Genomic DNA, 17,407 nt, shown 5'->3' with positions numbered 1-17,407 from the left:
CGGACCGGACGGGACTCGAACCCGCGACCTCCGGCGTGACAGGCCGGCATTCTAACCAACTGAACTACCGGTCCGCTACATTCTTCTTCACGTGTCCCCATCACTAGAAACGCATTTCGCGTAATGGTGGGTGGTACTGGGCTCGAACCAGTGACCCCCAGCTTGTAAGGCTGGTGCTCTTCCAACTGAGCTAACCACCCCTGGTCACGTGGCGCTGCATTCTACAGAGAGGCTGTGGAAAGTCAACCGATTACATTCATCTGATTCATTCACTTGCTGACATGGCGGCGGCCACGACACGCGCTGCTTCCTCAATCAACGACGCCTGATCATGCCCAGTCCGCCGTCGCGGCTGCCAATCATGATCACCATCATCGAGAAAATGCACATGCGCCGTCGCCGGCAAGGCATATCCACGAACTTCGCCCTCCGCCCCGAACGGGTCCCGCGTGCCTTGCAATACCCGGGTGGGACAGGTCAAATTCGGCCAATGCGCCAGCCGAGTGCGCTCGGGCTTGCCGGGGGGATGAAACGGATAACCGAATAACGCCAGGCCCGGCGCCTCGTCACGCGCCGCCAGCAAACTCGCCACGCGCCCACCCATCGACTTACCCCCCAGCCACAGCAGCGATGGCGCTTCGCCGGCAAGCGGCGTCAACGTGTCTCGCCATGCGGCCAGTTCGTCGACCAGATTCTCGATACGCGGCGGCGGACGCCGACGATTTTCATGCCATACTCGCTGCATGTAGGCGAAGTCGATGGCCCAAACCTGTATGCCATGCAGCGCCAGCGACTCACGCAAGCGCTGCATGAAGCGCGACGTCTGCCCTGCCCCGGCGCCGTGGGTCAGCAACAAGCGTCCCACACGCGGCATGCCACGCACTTCTAGAGGGCCAAGGCCATCCAGATAATGATGCTGCGCCGCGATGGTGGACGATATGCCGCTCTCGTGCAGTGACGTCAGCGAGCAAGGCGTCGCGGCATAGGCATTTTCGAAGCTCATATCAGCCGTGTCTCATTGGGTGGCAGGGTGCGTCACTATGCGGCTTTGACGGGGTTCACACGCTACCCTAAGGTAGGCGCGTCCTAGGAGAAAACGCCATGACCGACGACACCGCCATTCCGGCCTCGCCGATGCATGCCCATTGTCAGACATGCCGGCTCAACTCGTTGTGTCTTCCGCTGGCGCTGGGGCTTGACGATCTTGACGACTTCGACGCCATCATCCGGCGACGCGCGCCTCTCCAGCGCGGTGAAACGCTTTTCGACGCCACGACGCCTTTCACGCACCTCTTCGCGGTACGCTGCGGCAGCCTCAAGCAGAGCGTCGCGCAAGCCCACGGCGAGGAGCGCATCACGCACTTTTACCTGCCCGGAGAACTCGTCGGTCTGGATGGCCTCGCCAGCGGTGGCCATCCGGGGCTCGTCGAAGCGCTCGAAACCACTGCCGTATGCGCGATTCCCTTCGATCAACTGGACCGCCTCTCCGTTGATCTACCCGAGCTGCGCCATGCGCTCTACCGCAGCATGAGCCGCGAGCTTCACGACGACCGGCATTGGCTTTGCCGGCTCGCCGGCCACACGGCAGAGGCCCGTCTCGCCAGCTTCATCATCGACGTGTCGCACCGCTTCCAGCGCTGCGGTTTCTCCCCCACCCGCTTTCGCCTGCCCATGGCACGTGCCGATATCGGCAATCATCTCGGCCTGGCGGTGGAAACCACCAGCCGCCTGATGAGCCGTTTTCAGCAGGCCGGGTTGCTCCAAGCGGCACGCCGCGAGATCACGCTGCTCGAGTACGAACGCCTCGCTGCCGTGGCGCGCGGCGAGGCATCGCTTCGTGAGTGAGCGTTACGCCTCGCGAGTCAGCACGTCGAGTGTCTCGATGCGTTTACTCTGGAACTCGCGTTGCTTGTCTTCCAACCCCACGAAATCGAAGAGGTCGCCATCGGCCAGCTGCGACGGTGCCACATTGGTGATCGACTTGAACATCGTCTCTAGACGGCCGGGATGTTTCTCTTCCCATTCCGCGAGCATCTCCTTCACCACCTGGCGCTGAAGATTGGGCTGCGAACCGCACAGATTGCAGGGAATGATCGGAAACTCACGCCACTCGGCATACTCGGCGATATCAGCCTCACGGCAATACGCCAAGGGTCGGATGACGACATTCTTGTTATCGTCGGAGAGTAGCTTGGGGGGCATGGACTTGAGCGTGCCGCCGAAGAACATGTTGAGGAACAACGTCTCCAGCATGTCCTCGCGGTGATGACCCAGCGCGACCTTGTTGGCGCCAATCTCTTCGGCGAATCCATAGAGCGTGCCACGCCGCAGCCGCGAGCAAAGCGCGCAGGTGGTCTTGCCTTCCGGGGTCTTCTCCTTGACCACCGAATAGGTATCACGCTCGACGATGTGGTAAGGCACGCCCACGCCATCCAGGTATTCGGGCAAAACGTGCTCGGGGAATCCCGGCTGCTTCTGGTCGAGATTGACGGCCACCAGCTCGAACGAGACCGGCGCATTACGCTGCAGGTTCATGAGGATATCCAACATGGTGTAGGAATCCTTGCCGCCGGAGAGGCATACCATGACCTTGTCGCCGTCACGGATCATCCCGTAATCGACGATGGCGTTTCCCACCTGGCGCCGCAGGCGTTTTTGCAACTTATTGAATGCCAGTTTGTCTTGACCGGTGAGTGCGTGCATGACGATAGCGCTTTGGCCTGCCGTGATGAGTGAAGCTCCTCATGTTATCACCGCAAGCCATAACGACGAAGTGTCAGGCCTGGCCGCTCAGGCACTGAGCGCACGTCCGTGGCACAAGCGCAGATACATCAGCGCCGTGGTCACGGCATCGCCCAACGCTGTATGGCGCCCCATGACCGGCACGCCCAAGGCCTCGCTCATAGCCTCGAAACGCACATCCGGCTCGATGTCTGGCTGCACGCGCCGGCGTTCACGCGCATACAGCCGGCAGACATCCAGCGTCCGATTGGGTAGATCGAACCCCGTCCGCGGGCGCAAGTGACGATTGATGACCGCCACATCGTAATCGATGCACCAGCCGACCAACGGACGATTGCCGATGAAGTCGAGCAAACGGTCGAGTGCATCGCCCAACGCCTCGCCGCCCCACAGGTCGACGCCGCGCAAGCCATGAATGCGAATGGAGTCGCCCGACAAGCTCTCCGGCCGCTGGAGGCGCAGATCCAACGACTCGCTGGTCAGGACACGTCCACCGCGCACCTTGACCGCCGCCAGTGCTACTAACTCTGCGCGCCGCGGGTCGAGATTGGTGGTCTCGCAATCCAATGCGATGACCTCGCTGCCGCAATACGGCTCGAAGCGCCAGGCGTGATGCCCGCCCAGTTGGCGCCGCCTGTCACCGGCACGACGTAATGCTTTTATCATCGCAACCTCCCGTATGCCTCTGACGATAGCCCGCGTGGCTTGACTCGGCCATTCGTGGCCCTTACCTGACGACCTCAATACTCGAGATGAAAGCGCTGCGACAAGCGCTGCTTGAATTCCTTGACCGTATGCAACGCTTCGCGCAGCAAGTCACGCTCAAAGCCACTGAGACGCTGAACGATGACGTGATTAGGCTCCGGCGACGTGTCGTTTCCCTCCAGATTCTCCAACTGTTGACGCAGGCGCAGCTCGGAAAAAAGCGCCATGGCTTCGCCCAGGTCGTCGGCAAAAGGCCGGTCGAGGCGGCCGTCGTCGACCAAGGCATCGAGTCGCGCAAACGTAGAGGTGGCGACGACTCGGCGTTCCAGCGCCAGCGTGCGCACGCCATGCACGATGGGGAAAAGCCCACCTTTCTTGATGTCGATGCCATGTTCCGGGCGCTTGAGCGTTCCGAACAGAGTCAGCGGCGTGGAATAACGCAAGACGCCCCGAGCGAAATACGACAGCAGCAGCTCATCGTGGGAGCCGCGTGCGAACAAGTGCTCACGGAGACCTTCGAGCAAGCTCGCGTTGCCGGCGATGGCGTGGGCGTCGAGCATGATGGCGAGATTCATCAACGCATCCGGATCGCGGCTCGAGGCCCAGCGGGCGATTTTGCCGCGCCATGCCGACTCGCTCGCCACCCACTGAGGATTGGAGACCATAATGTTGCCCGGACAAGGCGGATAGCCGAGCCTGCCCAGCGTATCGGTCAGTCCTTGCATCGCCGCCTCGATCCCCGGCCAGTCGCTACCGTCGGCCAGGATCAAAGCGTTGTCCTGGTCGGTCTTGAGAATCTGCTCGCCTCGCCCCTCGCTGCCCATGACAAGCAGGCATGACTGCGACTGACGCTCCTCGGGCATCAATAACCGGAACGCCTTGTGGATGATCCGACCGTTGAGCGCCGCCAGAAGCTCCATGGCGAAGCGCAACTTCACGCCTTGCGCCGTCAACGTCTGAATCAACTGAGGTAGACGCGCGCTGGCACGCGTTAACGCCTCGATATCCTCCGCCTGCTCGATCTGCAGGCTGACGGCATGGGCGCGGCTCGAAAAATACCCCAGCACATCGGTAAGCTCGACGACGCCCACCGCCTGCGCGCCCTCCATGACCACGACACGCGCTACCTCATGACGCGTCATGCTCACCAGCGCGGTAAAGAGATAGTCATCGGCATGCGAGGTGATCAGCGTGAAATGCGCGATGCCGCCCACCTCGGCGGAATGCGGCAACCCTTGCTGAATCAGCGCATCGAGAAGATCGGTCTTGGTCACCATGCCGCAGCGCCCCGCATGGCTGACCAGCAAGCTATCGGCATGACGCTCGCGCAAGTGCGTGACAGCCTCGGCAATCGTGGTATGTCCTTCGATCACGACGGGTTCGCGCATGCATTCCGCTACCCGTGCCAGCATGAAGCGTGCCATGCTCATGCCTCCTTCCGCCCGTCGCTCGAGCACATGGCGCGCCTTTTCGGCCAAGTGCTGGCGGAAGTAATCATCAAAGGCGGGGTACGCGGTGCAAATGTCTTCGAAAAGCCGGCGGGGCAACAAATAACACAGGCTTTCCTGCTCGGCCTGGAACCTATAACGGCTCGTACCGTTGAGGATACTGATCGCCCCGAACAGATCGCCCGCCGTGTAATGACCTATACGCCGCTCCCTCTCGCTAGCGTTGAGATCGAGCTCTGCCACTTCACCCTTGTGAATCAGGAATACTTGCTCACCGGATTGACCGGCATCGAGTATAACCTCGCTCTCATTGAAATAGGCGAGATCGACTCCATCCCGGACAAGCTGCCGACCTTTTTCATCGAGCAAATTGAAAGGTGGTTGCGAGAGGTTGATATCGACCATGGTAGTACCCTCGTCCTGTGCCGGCCCTGGCACGACTTGGTGTCATCATTACCGCTTCATGTTCCTTATACTTTTCGGTAACACGGCCGAAAGATGCTTACCATATTACGTGATCAAGAGTAGCAAATCTGGCTTTTATTACGACACATAGACTATCGTTCTACGCTGAGATCGCATCTAAAAAAATCCATTGACTTACTCTCAAAGAGACTCGTCTATGTCCTTTTTGTAAGCCTGCTACAAATTTTCGTCTCCCCTCACAACCCCATGAAAACCATAATAATTCAAAAAATGACTCTTTAAACTAATGGCTTGATACCAAAGTATGGGGTTCTTTTTTTCCGTCATTGGCCACTATCATCAGTATGGCCATTCAAGGCAATCCCAGGTGGTTAACACACGACGGATAGCACAGTCATTGTCGATAAAAGTCTAGCGCCACTATCGTATCAATGACGTTACCCCACAGAGTGTTCTATACCTGCGATTGCTTTGAAGCGTCTCGCACTCTTATCACAACACCAACCTGTCCTTACCAGTGGAGAGCACACCATGGCAGATGAAAAAACCAATGCCGAGGCTTACTGGAAAGCCAACGTGCGCCTAATAACCGGCTGCCTGATCGTCTGGGCACTCGTCTCTTACGGCTGCGCGATCCTGCTGCGCCCCCTGCTATCCAGCATTCCCGTCGGTGGCACTGACCTGGGCTTCTGGTTTGCTCAACAGGGCTCCATTCTGACGTTCATTGGCCTGATCTTCTTCTATGCCTGGAAGATGAACCGGCTGGACAAGCAATACGGACTCGAGGAGTAAGCCAGCATGAGTCAATTTGCCATCAATATCCTGTTCGTCGGCGCTTCTTTCGCTATATACATTGGCATCGCTATCTGGGCCAAGGCGGGCTCAACCAAAGATTTCTATGTGGCCGGTGGCGGCGTACACCCGATCACCAACGGCATGGCGATCGGGGCTGACTGGATGTCCGCCGCATCGTTTATTTCCATGGCGGGTCTCATCGCCGCTGGCGGCTATGCCAACTCCACCTTTCTAATGGGCTGGACTGGCGGGTATGTGCTGTTGGCCTTGCTATTGGCACCTTACCTAAGGAAATTCGGCAAGTTCACGGTGCCCGAATTCATCGGCGACCGCTTCTACAGCCGCACGGCACGCATGGTGGCCGTCGTCTGCCTGATCGTGGCGTCCTTGACGTACGTCATCGGCCAAATGGCCGGCGCTGGCGTCGCTTTTTCACGCTTTCTGGAGGTGGATGCGACCACCGGCCTGATCATTGCCGCCGTCGTGGTATTCTTCTATTCGGTACTCGGCGGTATGAAGGGCATCACCTATACGCAGGTGGCTCAGTACATCGTCCTGATCATCGCCTATACCATTCCGGCCGTGTTCATTTCGCTGGAATTGACCGGCAACCCGCTTCCGCCGCTAGGCCTGTTTTCCGATCATAGCGCCTCGGGTCAACCGCTGTTGGCCAAGCTCAACGAAGTAGTTACCGCGCTGGGCTTCGATGCCTATACGGCGATGGTGGATAACAAGCTCAATATGGTGTTGTTCACGCTTTCGTTGATGATCGGGACCGCCGGCCTCCCGCACGTGATCATGCGCTTTTTCACCGTCCCCAAGGTGGCAGATGCACGTTGGTCCGCCGGCTGGGCCTTGGTATTCATCGGCTTGCTCTATCTGACCGCACCGGCAGTGGCCTCCATGGCACGCTTGAACCTGATGACGACCATCTACCCCGACATGGCCGGCCAGGTCGAGAATTACGACGCCGCCGCCTCCAACGCCATCGCTTACGGAGACCGTCCCGATTGGATCCGGACATGGGAAGAAACCGGGCTGATCACCTTCGAGGACAAAAACAACGACGGCAACATCCAATTCTACAATGACAGCACCGATTTCGCGGACCGGGGCTGGCAAGGCAACGAGTTGACCGTCAACAACGATATCCTGGTACTGGCCAACCCGGAGATCGCCAACCTGCCCGGCTGGGTCATCGGGCTGATCGCCGCCGGTGGCCTGGCAGCGGCGCTCTCCACTGCAGCCGGACTACTACTGGCCATCTCGTCGGCAATCAGTCATGACCTGATAAAAGGGGCCATCAACCCAAACATCACGGAACGAGGGGAATTGAAAGCGGCACGCATTTCGATGTCGGTTGCCATCGTGGTCGCCACTTACCTCGGTGCCAACCCACCAGGGTTCGCGGCTCAGGTCGTGGCATTGGCCTTCGGTATCGCCGCGGCGTCGCTGTTCCCGGTGCTGATGATGGGGATCTTCTCCAAGCGGGTGAATAACAAGGGCGCCATCGCGGGGATGTTGTCAGGGCTGACCTTCACTTTGGTCTACATCTTCGTCTACAAAGGCTGGTTCTTCATCCCCGGCACCAACAACTTGGCGGATACACCAGAAAATTGGGTACTCGGCATCTCTCCGCTCTCCATCGGCGCGGTGGGTGCGATCATCAACTTCGCAGTGGCCTACCTCGTTTCCAAGTCGTCCGAGGAACCGCCTCGGGAGATCCAGGAACTGGTGGAAAGCGTGCGCTATCCCAAAGGTGCTGGTGGTGCCGTCAATCACTAAGCCATAATACCCACTGGCTCGGCGGGCCCGGGCCATGGGATCACATCATCGGGCTTCCCACGGGAAGCCCGATTTCGTTGCAGGGAGACATTATGATTTGGCAATTGGTCGCGGTGATATTTGCCGGCCTCGGCGCGGCGGGGATCGGATTGATCCTGCGACAACTGAGCGGCAAACGCTTACCCCGCTGGATAGTGCCGGCCCTAGCCGGCGTAGGAATGCTCAGCTATCAGATCTACTATGAATACAGTTGGCTGGCCTCCAAGCAGCAGCAACTGCCCGACTCCGCCGAAGTCGTCGATGTCGAATACGATTCGATGTTCTGGCGCCCCTGGACGTACCTGTCCCCCTTACCCGTCGCCTTCGAGGTGATCGATCGCGAGCATTTACGCACCACTGAGGCCAACGGCCAACGCATGGTGGAATTTATCCTCTATCGTTTCGAGAAACAGGTCACGGACCGCGTGACCCATCAGGCCTATCTGATGAACTGCGGCGAACGGGAATGGGTGCCGCTGATCGGCGATGAGCGTCAACCAGATGCCTCCGCGCTGCATGACATTGGCACCAACACCCCGCTTTACCAGGCCCTTTGTGAAGCCTCCTGAGCATACACACGACTGACGCGCGCCAGCGGATTACCCTAGAATGGCCGCAAACTTAGGGGAGAAAGCATGTTTGCTGGCTGGCTACTGATCGTCATATCGCTGATCTACATTGCCGTATTGTTTGCCATCGCCTGGCGTGGCGATAGCCAGGCCAAGCGCCATGGACCGGGCAGACGGCGACCTATCGTCTACAGTCTCGCGCTGGCGGTCTACTGTACGTCGTGGACGTTCTACGGCGCTGTCGGTGAGGCTGCTACGTCGGGCTGGTCGTTCGCCAGCATCTTTGTCGGCCCGATTCTGACCTTCCTGCTTTTCTGGCCCGTGCTGGCCAAGATGATCCGCGTCGCCAAACGCCAGAACGTGACCTCGATCGCCGACTTCATCGCCTCGCGCTACGGCAAGACCCAATCGCTTGCCGCTTTCGCCAGCCTAGTGGCCTTGATCGGCACGCTGCCCTACATCGCCTTGCAACTCAAAGCCGTGGCCTCGGCGTTCACTGTGCTGACCGACAGCGCCGACCTGACTCGTGCCCCTGTGTTCGGCGATACGGCCTTCTATATCGCAGCCGTCATGGCGCTGTTTGCCATTCTCTTCGGCACGCGCCACACCGACGCTACCGAGCACCACGAGGGTTTGATTCATGCCATCGCTTTCGAATCGGTGGTCAAGCTACTCGCATTTCTGGTCCTCGGCGCCTATGTCACTTGGGGCATGTTCGACGGCCTTGGCGACCTGTTCAGCCGCGCCGATACCCATCTGGAATTGCAGCGTCAGCTAACCGAGCAAGATTTCGGCCATGGCTTTTGGGCACAGACGCTACTCGCAATGCTGGCCATCTTCTGCCTACCCCGCCAGTTCCACCTCGCCGTGGTCGAAAACACGCATGCGGACGACGCCAAGCGCGCCCGCTGGCTGTTCCCGCTGTATCTGGCCGCCATCGGCTTCTTCGTGCTGCCCATCGCAGCAGCGGGCCTGACGATGTTTCCCGATGGGGACGTCAATCCCGATACCTTCATGCTGGCGCTGCCCATGGCCGGCGGCAGCGAATGGCTGGGACTGCTCACCTTCATCGGCGGGCTCTCGGCCGCGACCGGCATGGTCATCATGGCCGCCGTAGCGGTGTCGATCATGATCTCCAACGAGATCATCATCCCGGTACTGTTCCGTCTACGCTGGTTCGTCACCGAAGGCGACTACGCCAAGCTAGTGCTACGTGCACGACGTGCGACCATCGTCGTCATCCTGCTGCTGGCCTACATCTTTTATCGCCTGATCGCCGAATACAGCACCCTAGCCTCGACGGGCATGCTGTCGTTCGCTGCGGCCGCCCAGTTCGCACCTGCCTTGCTCGGCGGGCTTTACTGGAAGCGTGGCAACCGCCTCGGCGTCATTGCCGGCATGAACGTGGGTTTCGCGGTGTGGGCCTACACGCTATTGCTGCCGGCGCTGGTGCAGGCCGAATTGCTGCCGATGACCTGGCTGACCAGCGGCCCCTTGGGACTCGACTGGCTGGCACCGACGCACCTGTTCGGGCTCAACGTCGGTGACAGTTTCACTCACGGCGTCATGTTGTCCTTGGGGCTCAACCTGTTCTGCTACATCTTTGTCTCGCAGATCACCCCGCAGCGCGTGGTCGAGCGCATCCAGGCATCACTGTTCGTCGATAGCGTCGAAACTCGCCAGACCTCGGTCAACCGTCCCTGGACCGGCGCCACCACGGTGGGCGATCTCAAGGTCCTCTGCGAACGCTTCCTGGGCACCAGCCAAGTACAGCGCGCCTTCGAGGATTACTCCCGCCGTGGCGGCCAGTCCGTGGACGACAATACCCGCGCTTCGATCGACGTCATCCAGTTCACCGAACGGCTGTTGTCGTCGGTACTCGGGGCGTCCTCGGCACGCATCGTGGTCAATTCGGCGCTGCAAGGGAGAGGCATCGGCATCTCCGATGTCATTTCGATCGTCGACGAAGCCTCGCAGGTGCTGGAGTTCAACCGCGCCCTGCTGCAAGCGACCATCGAGAACATCAACCAGGGCATCAGCGTGATCGATCAGAACGCACGCCTGGTGGTATGGAACCAGCGTTATCTGGAGCTGTTTCGTTTCCCCGACAGTTTGATCCGGGTCAACGCGCCGTTCGACAAGATTCTGCGCTACAACGCGCATAACGGCGAATACGGTCCTGGCGACCCCGAGGAGCACGTCGAGCTCTTGATGGACAACATCCGCCAAGGGCAACCGCACCGCTACGTGCGTTACCGCCAGGACGGCACGGTGCTCGAGGTTCAGGGCAACCCCATGCCAGGCGGCGGATTCGTCTACACCTATCAGGACATTACCCAGCAAAAGCGCACCGAAGAGGCGCTGATCCGCTCCGAGAACAACATTCGCATCTACACCGACAATGTGCCGGCGCTGATCGCCTATTTCGACAAGGAATGCCGCTACCTCTTCACCAACCGTGCCTATGAAGCGGCGATGGGCATCGACCGCAACGAAGCGATTGGGGAACGCTTCGACCACGTCATGCCCGCCCAGGTCATCCGCGAACGTTCGCCGTGGATGCATCGTGTTCTGGCCGGCGAACGAGTGAGCTTCGAGATTTCCCAGGATGACGGCGACGGCGGCGTGCGTTACATGCTGGTCACCTATACGCCTCACTTCGGAGAAGGCGAAAGCGTGCTCGGGTTCTTCGCCCTCTATCAGGACATCACCGAGCGCCGTCTGGCCGAAATCGCCCTGCGCGAGACCAACGAAAATCTCGAGGAACGCGTCCGCGAGCGGACCCAGGCGCTGTCGGAGGCCAACGCGGCCCTGCGCCAGGAAAACCGCGTGCGCGCCGAAGCCGAGTCGGCACTGCGCCAGGCCAAGCAGGTCGCCGAGGAGGCCAACGCCTCGAAGACACGTTTTCTGGCCGCCGCCAGCCATGACCTGCTCCAACCGCTCAACGCCGCGCGTCTATTCACCTCGGCACTGGGGCAGCAGGTCGAGGCCGATGAACTGCGCCATACCATCGGCCATATCGACAACTCTCTACAGGCCGCCGAGGAGCTTTTGAGCACGCTGCTTGACATCTCCAAACTCGATGCCGGCGCTCTGACACCTCGCCGCACGCAGTTTCCGCTAACCGACATCCTGCGCCCGCTGCGCGCCGAGTTCGAGGTCATGGCCACGGATCGCGGGCTCGACCTGGATGTTGTCGCCACAGGGACCTGGGTGGACAGTGACGCCCAGATGTTGCGACGCATCGTGCAGAATTTCCTCTCCAACGCACTGCGCTATACACAGCAAGGGCGTGTACTGCTGGGTTGCCGGCGCAAGGGCGAACAATTGACCATCGAGGTCTGGGATACCGGTCCGGGGATTCCTGAGGCCAAGCAGGCGGAAATCTTCCAGGAGTTTCGTCGCCTCGATCAGGCCTCGCGTCACAAGGAGAGCGAGAAAGGCCTGGGGCTCGGGCTATCTATCGCCGACCGTATGAGCCGAGTGCTTGAGCATCCCATCAAGATTCGCTCATGGGAAAACGTCGGCACCGTGTTCTCTGTGTCGGTGCCCCGCGTCGAGGGACGTCAACAGGAAAAAAGTACCGAGGACACGCCTACGCGGCGTCCTGGCAACAAACTCGCGGGCGCCAGAGTTCTATGTATCGACAACGAGACATTGATCCTCGAGGGCATGAAAGCGATGCTTGAGGGTTGGGAGTGCGAAGTCTTTACCGCCACGTCCATCGGCGGCGCCAAGTCGGTACTGCGCCATCTGGATAGCGATCCCGAAGCCATTCTCGCCGATTACCATCTGGACAACGAGGTCACCGGTTTGATGGCTCTGGAAGCCCTCGAGGAGCTCTGCGAGGGCCCCGTTCCGGGTATTGTGATCACCGCCGACCGTACCGACGAGGTCGCCGAGGAGATTCGTCGCAATGGCTATCAGTTGCTCCTCAAGCCGGTGCGCCCCGCCGCCTTGCGGGCACTTTTGACACGCACTCTGCAAGCCAACCGCGCCGCTCGTCAGGAGCGCTAGCGTGGGCACCGAGGTCGAGTATCGATAATAGTCAAACTCAATCGCCTCTCGATCCAACCGCTATTGGCCAACCCAAGGTCTCTAAGTTAACCTTCAGACATTCGATTAACCATGGTTAACTTAGAGTCGCTACCATGCTGAGTACAATTTCTGACAGCGCAATACGCGCGCAAGCTGCATCAACACTCAACGGCAAGGCACAACGCTGGGGATGGACGGCCTTCTTCGGTCCCGCGCTGATCGCGGCGGTGGCCTATATCGACCCCGGCAACTTCGCTACCAACATCGAAGCGGGATCGCGCTACGGCTATACCCTGCTATGGGTGGTGCTCGCCGCCAACCTGATGGCCATGCTGATCCAGACCTTATCGGCACGTCTGGGGCTCGCCACCGGGCGCAATCTGCCCCAAGTGATTCGTGCACGCTATCCACGCCCCGTGGTCTGGTGCTACTGGGTACAAGCAGAGGTCGTGGCCATCGCCACCGACCTCGCCGAATTTCTTGGCGCAGCGTTGGCCTTCAACCTGCTGTTTGGGCTATCGCTGATGGAAGGCGCGTTGCTCACCGGGGCGATCACCTATCTGGCGCTGCATCTCTACCGCTACGGCTTCCGACTCATGGAAATCGTCATCGGCGCCATGATCCTAGCCGTGGCGGGAGGATTCATCCTCGAGCTGGTGCTGAGCCGGCCGGAACCGACGCCATTGCTTGAGGGGCTTCTGATTCCCAGTTTTCCAGATAGCTATGCGCTCTACCTGGCGGCGGGCATACTCGGCGCCACGGTCATGCCACATGTCATCTACCTGCACTCGGCACTGTCGCAGCAACGGATCCAAGTGAAAGACGACGCCCATCGCATACGCTTGATGCGTTATTACCGTCTCGATGTCATCATCGGCATGGCCATCGCCGGCGTGGTCAACCTCAGCATGCTGGCCATGGCGGCAGCCGCCTTCAATGCCAATGGCCATCTTGATGTCGCCACCATCAGTGACAGCTATAAACTGCTGGCGCCGATACTTGGCCAGGTCACGGCCAGTCATGTCTTTGGCGCCGCCTTACTACTCGCTGGTTTATCGTCATCCATTGTCGGCACGCTCTCGGGGCAGGTCATCATGCAGGGTTTCGTGAACTTCACGATCCCTCTCTGGCTACGCCGTCTGGTGACCATGCTGCCGGCGCTTGTGATCATCATGCTCGGCGTGCCCGAGCAGAAAGCCCTGGTCGGTAGTCAGGTGATTCTCAGCTTTGGGATTCCGTTTGCACTCATCCCACTGCTTTTTTTCACCGCCAATCACCGTATCATGGGCAACCTAGTCAATCACAAATCGGTAACCGTGGTGGGCGGTATTGTGTGCACGTTGATCGTCGCCCTCAACGCGTACGTGCTATTTTCTACGTTCACGGGACACTGAAAGCAGGGGTTGCATGAAGTCTCAGCCCAAGCACGAATATTTCAAACGCGTCCGGCAGGATCATCAGACCGAACTGGTCGAGGATTATGTCGAAGAAATCGCGCACCTGCATACGCAACTGGGCGAAGCACGTGCCAGCGATCTGGCCGAATGTTTCGGCGTCAGCGCGGCGGCGGTGTCGAAAGTCATTGCACGCTTGAAACGCGACGGGCTTGCTGTCGCTCGCCCTTACCGCGGGATATTCCTGACCGACGAGGGGGACGCGCTCGCCAAGCGCGTCATGGCACGCCACCGGGTAGTACTCGATGCCTTGCGGGCGCTCGGTGTGCCCGAGGAAGTCGCGCGCGCCGACTCCGAGGGCATCGAGCATCACTGCAGTGAGGAAACCGTGAACGCCATGTGCAATTTCCTGGGCCGCCAGCCGCCTTCATAGGCTGTCTTGCATGCCCTGAGAGCGCACACAGATACGAAGAAGCCGTTCCCTTAATAACTACGGGAACGGCTTCTTGTCTCTCACACGGCCTCTTATGCTGCCGACAAGGAAAGTCTAGGACTCGACCTTGGGCGGCTCGACCTCGAGTTTCTGTGCAGCGATGACCGCCTGGGTGCGCGAATGCACCCCCAGCTTACGGAGAATCGCCGTGACGTGCGCCTTGATGGTCGCCTCCGACACGTTGAGTTCATAGGCGATCTGCTTGTTGAGCAAGCCTTCGTTCAACATGTTGAGTACCCGGAACTGCTGGGGTGTCAGTGAAGCGATGGCTTCGGCGAAGCGCGCTTCATCTTCGTTCGACTCCCCGAGAACATCGGCCATCTCCTCGGGCAACCAGACCTCCCCTTCGAGCACTTGGCGGATCGCCTCGGCGATAACATCCAGTGACGAGGACTTGGGAATGAAACCCGAGGCACCGTAGTCGATGGCGCGACGCACTACCGGCGGCTCCTCACTGCCCGAAATGACGACCACGGGCACCTCGGGCGACTGACCGCGCAGTTGGATCAGTCCCGAAAAGCCATGTGCGCCCGGCATGTGCAAGTCGAGCAAGATCAGGTCGGCATCGGGATGGCGCATCACCATGTCGGACGTCGCCTCCATGGTATCGGCTTCGACGATCTCCGCCTGTGGCGCTACTTGGCGCAACGCCTGGTTGAGCGCGGCACGAAATAGCGGGTGGTCATCGGCGACGATGAATTTCTGGGCAAAAGCCATTGTGTCTCCTCCGGATCCCCCTGGAGCGAACGGTCGTGCCGCGATTGTCATCGGCAAGCATCAGGTTCACTTCTTGTTTTCAGCATGTTACCCCATGCTGTAGACAATACCCAAGCCTTGCGTCGACGCACCCCCGAACGTTCCTGGTGGCACGAAAAAGCCGGCCATCGGCCGGCGAAAGTCGGGCAGGCACCCGAGGCAAGCTGGCGTGCTGCCCCGTGTCGAACGAACCGACGTTAGATACCCACCCCAACGCGTATCAACGATTGGCGCGGTGCTCGATCAACTCATCGACCACGCTCGGGTCAGCCAGCGTACTAGTATCACCCAAGCCCTCGCACTCGTTAGCGGCTATCTTACGCAAGATACGCCGCATAATCTTGCCGGAACGGGTCTTCGGCAGCCCTGGCGCCCACTGAATGACATCGGGCGTCGCGATCGGCCCGATATCCTTGCGCACCCATTGCGTCAATTCCTTGCGTAGCTCCTCACTAGGTTCGACGTCATCACCCAGGGTCACATAAATGTAGATGCCCTGCCCCTTGATGTCATGGGGATATCCCACCACAGCGGCTTCAGCCACGGCGCTGTGTGCCACCAGCGAGGATTCGATCTCGGCGGTGCCCATGCGATGTCCAGAGACGTTGAGCACGTCGTCGATGCGGCCAGTGATCCAGTAGTAGCCATCCTCGTCGCGACGGCAGCCGTCACCCGTGAAATAGACGCCTTCATAAGCAGAGAAGTACGTCTGCACGAAGCGTTCGTGATCGTTCCAGATGGTGCGCGCCTGACCAGGCCAAGAATCGAGGATCACCAGGTTGCCCGAGGTGGCGCCTTCTAGCACATTGCCCTCATTGTCGAGCAGCGCCGGCCGCACGCCGAAGAACGGCCGCGTGGCTGAACCCGGCTTGAGATCGGTGGCGCCGGGCAAAGGCGTGATCATGATCCCGCCGGTCTCGGTCTGCCACCAAGTGTCGACGATCGGACAACGCGAGTTGCCGATCACACGGTGGAACCAGCTCCAGGCCTCGGGGTTGATCGGCTCACCCACCGAGCCCAACACGCGCAGGCTGTCACGCTGGCTGGAGTCCATGATGTTCTCGCCATGTGCCATCAACGCGCGAATAGCAGTCGGCGACGTATAGAGGATCGATACTTGATGCTTGTCGATTATCTCGCCGAGGCGCCCGTGCGAGGGATAGCTTGGCACGCCTTCGAACATCAGCGTAGTCGCACCGTTGGCCAGCGGGCCATAGACGATGTAACTATGTCCGGTGACCCAGCCCACGTCGGCGCTACACCAGTACACTTCACCCTCGTGGTAGTCGAATACGTAGCGATGCGTCAGCGCTGCATAGAGCAGATAGCCACCAGTGGTGTGCTTGAGTCCCTTGGGACGCCCTGTGGAGCCAGAGGTATAGAGAATGAACAGCGCATCCTCAGCGTTCATTTTCTCCGCCGGGCATTCGCTGGACTGACGTTCGACCCACTCGTGATACCAGACGTCGCGGTCGTCGTGCCATTCGATCTCGCCGCCGGTGCGGCGCACTACCAGCACCTTGTCGACGATGTCGGTACCATCGCGGGTCATCGCGGCATCAACGTTGTCCTTGAGCGGCACATGCTTGCCACCGCGCACCGACTCGTCGGCGGTGATCACCACACGCGATTGGGCATCGACCACGCGCTGTGCCAAGGCATCCGGCGAAAAACCGCCGAAGACTACCGAGTGCACCGCCCCAATACGCGCACACGCCAGCATCGCCACCGATGCCTCGGGGATCATCGGCATGTAGAGCGTGACGGTGTCGCCCTTGGTGACACCCATTTCCTTGAGTGCGTTGCTCAAGCGGCACACCTCGGCATGCAGCTCGCGGTAGGTGATGGTCTTATCCTGACCGGGGTCGTCGCCTTCCCAGATAATCGCTGGCTGATCGCCGCGGGTCTCAAGATGACGGTCGAGACAGTTGTAGGCGGCATTGAGCTCGCCATCCTCGAACCAGCGAATATCCACGTTGGAAGCGGCGAATGAGGTATTCTTGATCTTGGTCGGCGCCTTAAACCAATCCAGAGACTCGGCCTGCTCCGCCCAGAAGCCTTCGGGATCGTCGACCGAGCGCTGGTAAAGGCTCAGATACGTCTCGTTATCCGCCCAAGCATTGGCGGCGAAATCCTCCGCCACCGGGTAGACTTTCTGCTGTTCGGTCATGGCTTCCTCGCAAAGGTCGAGAAATGGATGATCGGCCACACGCTTGC

12 protein-coding genes, 2 tRNA genes and 1 pseudogene are annotated in these 17,407 nt (G+C 59.8%); 7 read left to right on the top strand and 8 right to left on the bottom strand.

Features of this window, described 5'->3' with window-relative positions; genetic code table 11:
* The 3 genes from LUN51_RS17080 to LUN51_RS17070 form a co-directional block, all read right to left on the bottom strand.
* Positions 1-74, bottom strand: a tRNA-Asp gene (locus LUN51_RS17080).
* A 50-nt stretch (positions 75-124) separates the two neighbouring features.
* Positions 125-200, bottom strand: a tRNA-Val gene (locus tag LUN51_RS17075).
* Between the two features lie 65 nt (positions 201-265).
* Complete coding sequence (locus tag LUN51_RS17070) at positions 266-1,003, bottom strand: alpha/beta family hydrolase (protein WP_277812190.1); 738 nt, start codon at positions 1,001-1,003, stop codon at positions 266-268.
* 98 nt (positions 1,004-1,101) lie between these two features.
* Between LUN51_RS17070 and fnr the strand changes: the two genes are divergently transcribed.
* On the top strand, positions 1,102-1,845 hold the full coding sequence (gene fnr / locus LUN51_RS17065; protein ID WP_277812189.1) for a fumarate/nitrate reduction transcriptional regulator Fnr: 744 nt from the start codon (positions 1,102-1,104) through the stop codon (positions 1,843-1,845).
* Between the two features lie 3 nt (positions 1,846-1,848).
* Here fnr and ttcA read toward each other — a convergent pair whose 3' ends face one another.
* The 3 genes from ttcA to LUN51_RS17050 all read right to left on the bottom strand — a co-directional run bounded on the left by ttcA (position 1,849) and on the right by LUN51_RS17050 (position 5,300).
* Complete coding sequence (ttcA, locus tag LUN51_RS17060) at positions 1,849-2,703, bottom strand: tRNA 2-thiocytidine(32) synthetase TtcA (RefSeq protein WP_277812188.1); 855 nt, start codon at positions 2,701-2,703, stop codon at positions 1,849-1,851.
* 87 nt (positions 2,704-2,790) lie between these two features.
* Positions 2,791-3,408, bottom strand: a complete 618-nt coding sequence (locus tag LUN51_RS17055) for a 3'-5' exonuclease (protein WP_277812187.1) — start codon at positions 3,406-3,408, stop codon at positions 2,791-2,793.
* A gap of 74 nt (positions 3,409-3,482) precedes the next feature.
* Positions 3,483-5,300, bottom strand: a complete 1,818-nt coding sequence (locus tag LUN51_RS17050) for a DUF294 nucleotidyltransferase-like domain-containing protein (RefSeq protein ID WP_277812186.1) — start codon at positions 5,298-5,300, stop codon at positions 3,483-3,485.
* Positions 5,301-5,852: 552 nt separating this feature from the next.
* On the opposite strand from LUN51_RS17050, the gene LUN51_RS17045 reads away from it, so the two are divergent.
* The 6 genes and pseudogenes from LUN51_RS17045 to mntR form a co-directional block, all read left to right on the top strand.
* Positions 5,853-6,113, top strand: coding sequence for a DUF4212 domain-containing protein (locus LUN51_RS17045; RefSeq protein ID WP_097022774.1), 261 nt, complete (start codon positions 5,853-5,855; stop codon positions 6,111-6,113).
* A gap of 6 nt (positions 6,114-6,119) precedes the next feature.
* A complete protein-coding gene (locus tag LUN51_RS17040) occupies positions 6,120-7,901 on the top strand; it encodes a sodium:solute symporter family protein (protein WP_277812185.1) in 1,782 nt (593 codons plus the stop codon).
* A 92-nt stretch (positions 7,902-7,993) separates the two neighbouring features.
* A complete protein-coding gene (locus LUN51_RS17035) occupies positions 7,994-8,509 on the top strand; it encodes a hypothetical protein (RefSeq protein ID WP_277812184.1) in 516 nt (171 codons plus the stop codon).
* 66 nt (positions 8,510-8,575) lie between these two features.
* Positions 8,576-12,526 (top strand): hybrid sensor histidine kinase/response regulator, encoded by a 3,951-nt coding sequence (locus LUN51_RS17030; RefSeq protein WP_277812183.1) that lies wholly within the window; start codon positions 8,576-8,578, stop codon positions 12,524-12,526.
* Positions 12,527-12,660: 134 nt separating this feature from the next.
* A complete protein-coding gene (locus LUN51_RS17025; RefSeq protein WP_277812182.1) occupies positions 12,661-13,941 on the top strand; it encodes an Nramp family divalent metal transporter in 1,281 nt (426 codons plus the stop codon).
* Positions 13,942-13,951: 10 nt separating this feature from the next.
* A pseudogene (gene mntR, locus LUN51_RS17020) lies at positions 13,952-14,374 on the top strand (manganese-binding transcriptional regulator MntR); the annotation flags it as partial.
* 114 nt (positions 14,375-14,488) lie between these two features.
* Here mntR and LUN51_RS17015 read toward each other — a convergent pair.
* Both LUN51_RS17015 and acs read right to left on the bottom strand, forming a co-directional pair.
* Positions 14,489-15,151 (bottom strand): response regulator, encoded by a 663-nt coding sequence (locus LUN51_RS17015; protein WP_040244569.1) that lies wholly within the window; start codon positions 15,149-15,151, stop codon positions 14,489-14,491.
* Positions 15,152-15,410: 259 nt separating this feature from the next.
* A complete protein-coding gene (gene acs / locus LUN51_RS17010) occupies positions 15,411-17,360 on the bottom strand; it encodes an acetate--CoA ligase (RefSeq protein ID WP_277812181.1) in 1,950 nt (649 codons plus the stop codon).
* Between the last annotated feature and the right edge of the window lie 47 nt (positions 17,361-17,407).

It is taken from the genome of Chromohalobacter canadensis (assembly GCF_029544075.1).
In the GTDB taxonomy this organism is placed as follows: Bacteria; Pseudomonadota; Gammaproteobacteria; order Pseudomonadales; family Halomonadaceae; genus Chromohalobacter; species Chromohalobacter canadensis_A.
This window is presented reverse-complemented; position numbering and strand designations above follow the sequence as displayed.

Excerpts from the sequence above, each read along its gene's own strand:
- LUN51_RS17070 (WP_277812190.1), bottom strand. The coding sequence starts at position 1,003 with ATGAGCTTCGAAAATGCCTATGCCGCGACGCCTTGCTCGCTGACGTCA.
- fnr (WP_277812189.1), top strand. The coding sequence starts at position 1,102 with ATGACCGACGACACCGCCATTCCGGCCTCGCCGATGCATGCCCATTGT.
- ttcA (WP_277812188.1), bottom strand. The coding sequence starts at position 2,703 with ATGCACGCACTCACCGGTCAAGACAAACTGGCATTCAATAAGTTGCAA.
- LUN51_RS17055 (WP_277812187.1), bottom strand. The coding sequence starts at position 3,408 with ATGATAAAAGCATTACGTCGTGCCGGTGACAGGCGGCGCCAACTGGGC.
- LUN51_RS17050 (WP_277812186.1), bottom strand. The coding sequence starts at position 5,300 with ATGGTCGATATCAACCTCTCGCAACCACCTTTCAATTTGCTCGATGAA.
- LUN51_RS17045 (WP_097022774.1), top strand. The coding sequence starts at position 5,853 with ATGGCAGATGAAAAAACCAATGCCGAGGCTTACTGGAAAGCCAACGTG.
- LUN51_RS17040 (WP_277812185.1), top strand. The coding sequence starts at position 6,120 with ATGAGTCAATTTGCCATCAATATCCTGTTCGTCGGCGCTTCTTTCGCT.
- LUN51_RS17035 (WP_277812184.1), top strand. The coding sequence starts at position 7,994 with ATGATTTGGCAATTGGTCGCGGTGATATTTGCCGGCCTCGGCGCGGCG.
- LUN51_RS17030 (WP_277812183.1), top strand. The coding sequence starts at position 8,576 with ATGTTTGCTGGCTGGCTACTGATCGTCATATCGCTGATCTACATTGCC.
- LUN51_RS17025 (WP_277812182.1), top strand. The coding sequence starts at position 12,661 with ATGCTGAGTACAATTTCTGACAGCGCAATACGCGCGCAAGCTGCATCA.
- LUN51_RS17015 (WP_040244569.1), bottom strand. The coding sequence starts at position 15,151 with ATGGCTTTTGCCCAGAAATTCATCGTCGCCGATGACCACCCGCTATTT.
- acs (WP_277812181.1), bottom strand. The coding sequence starts at position 17,360 with ATGACCGAACAGCAGAAAGTCTACCCGGTGGCGGAGGATTTCGCCGCC.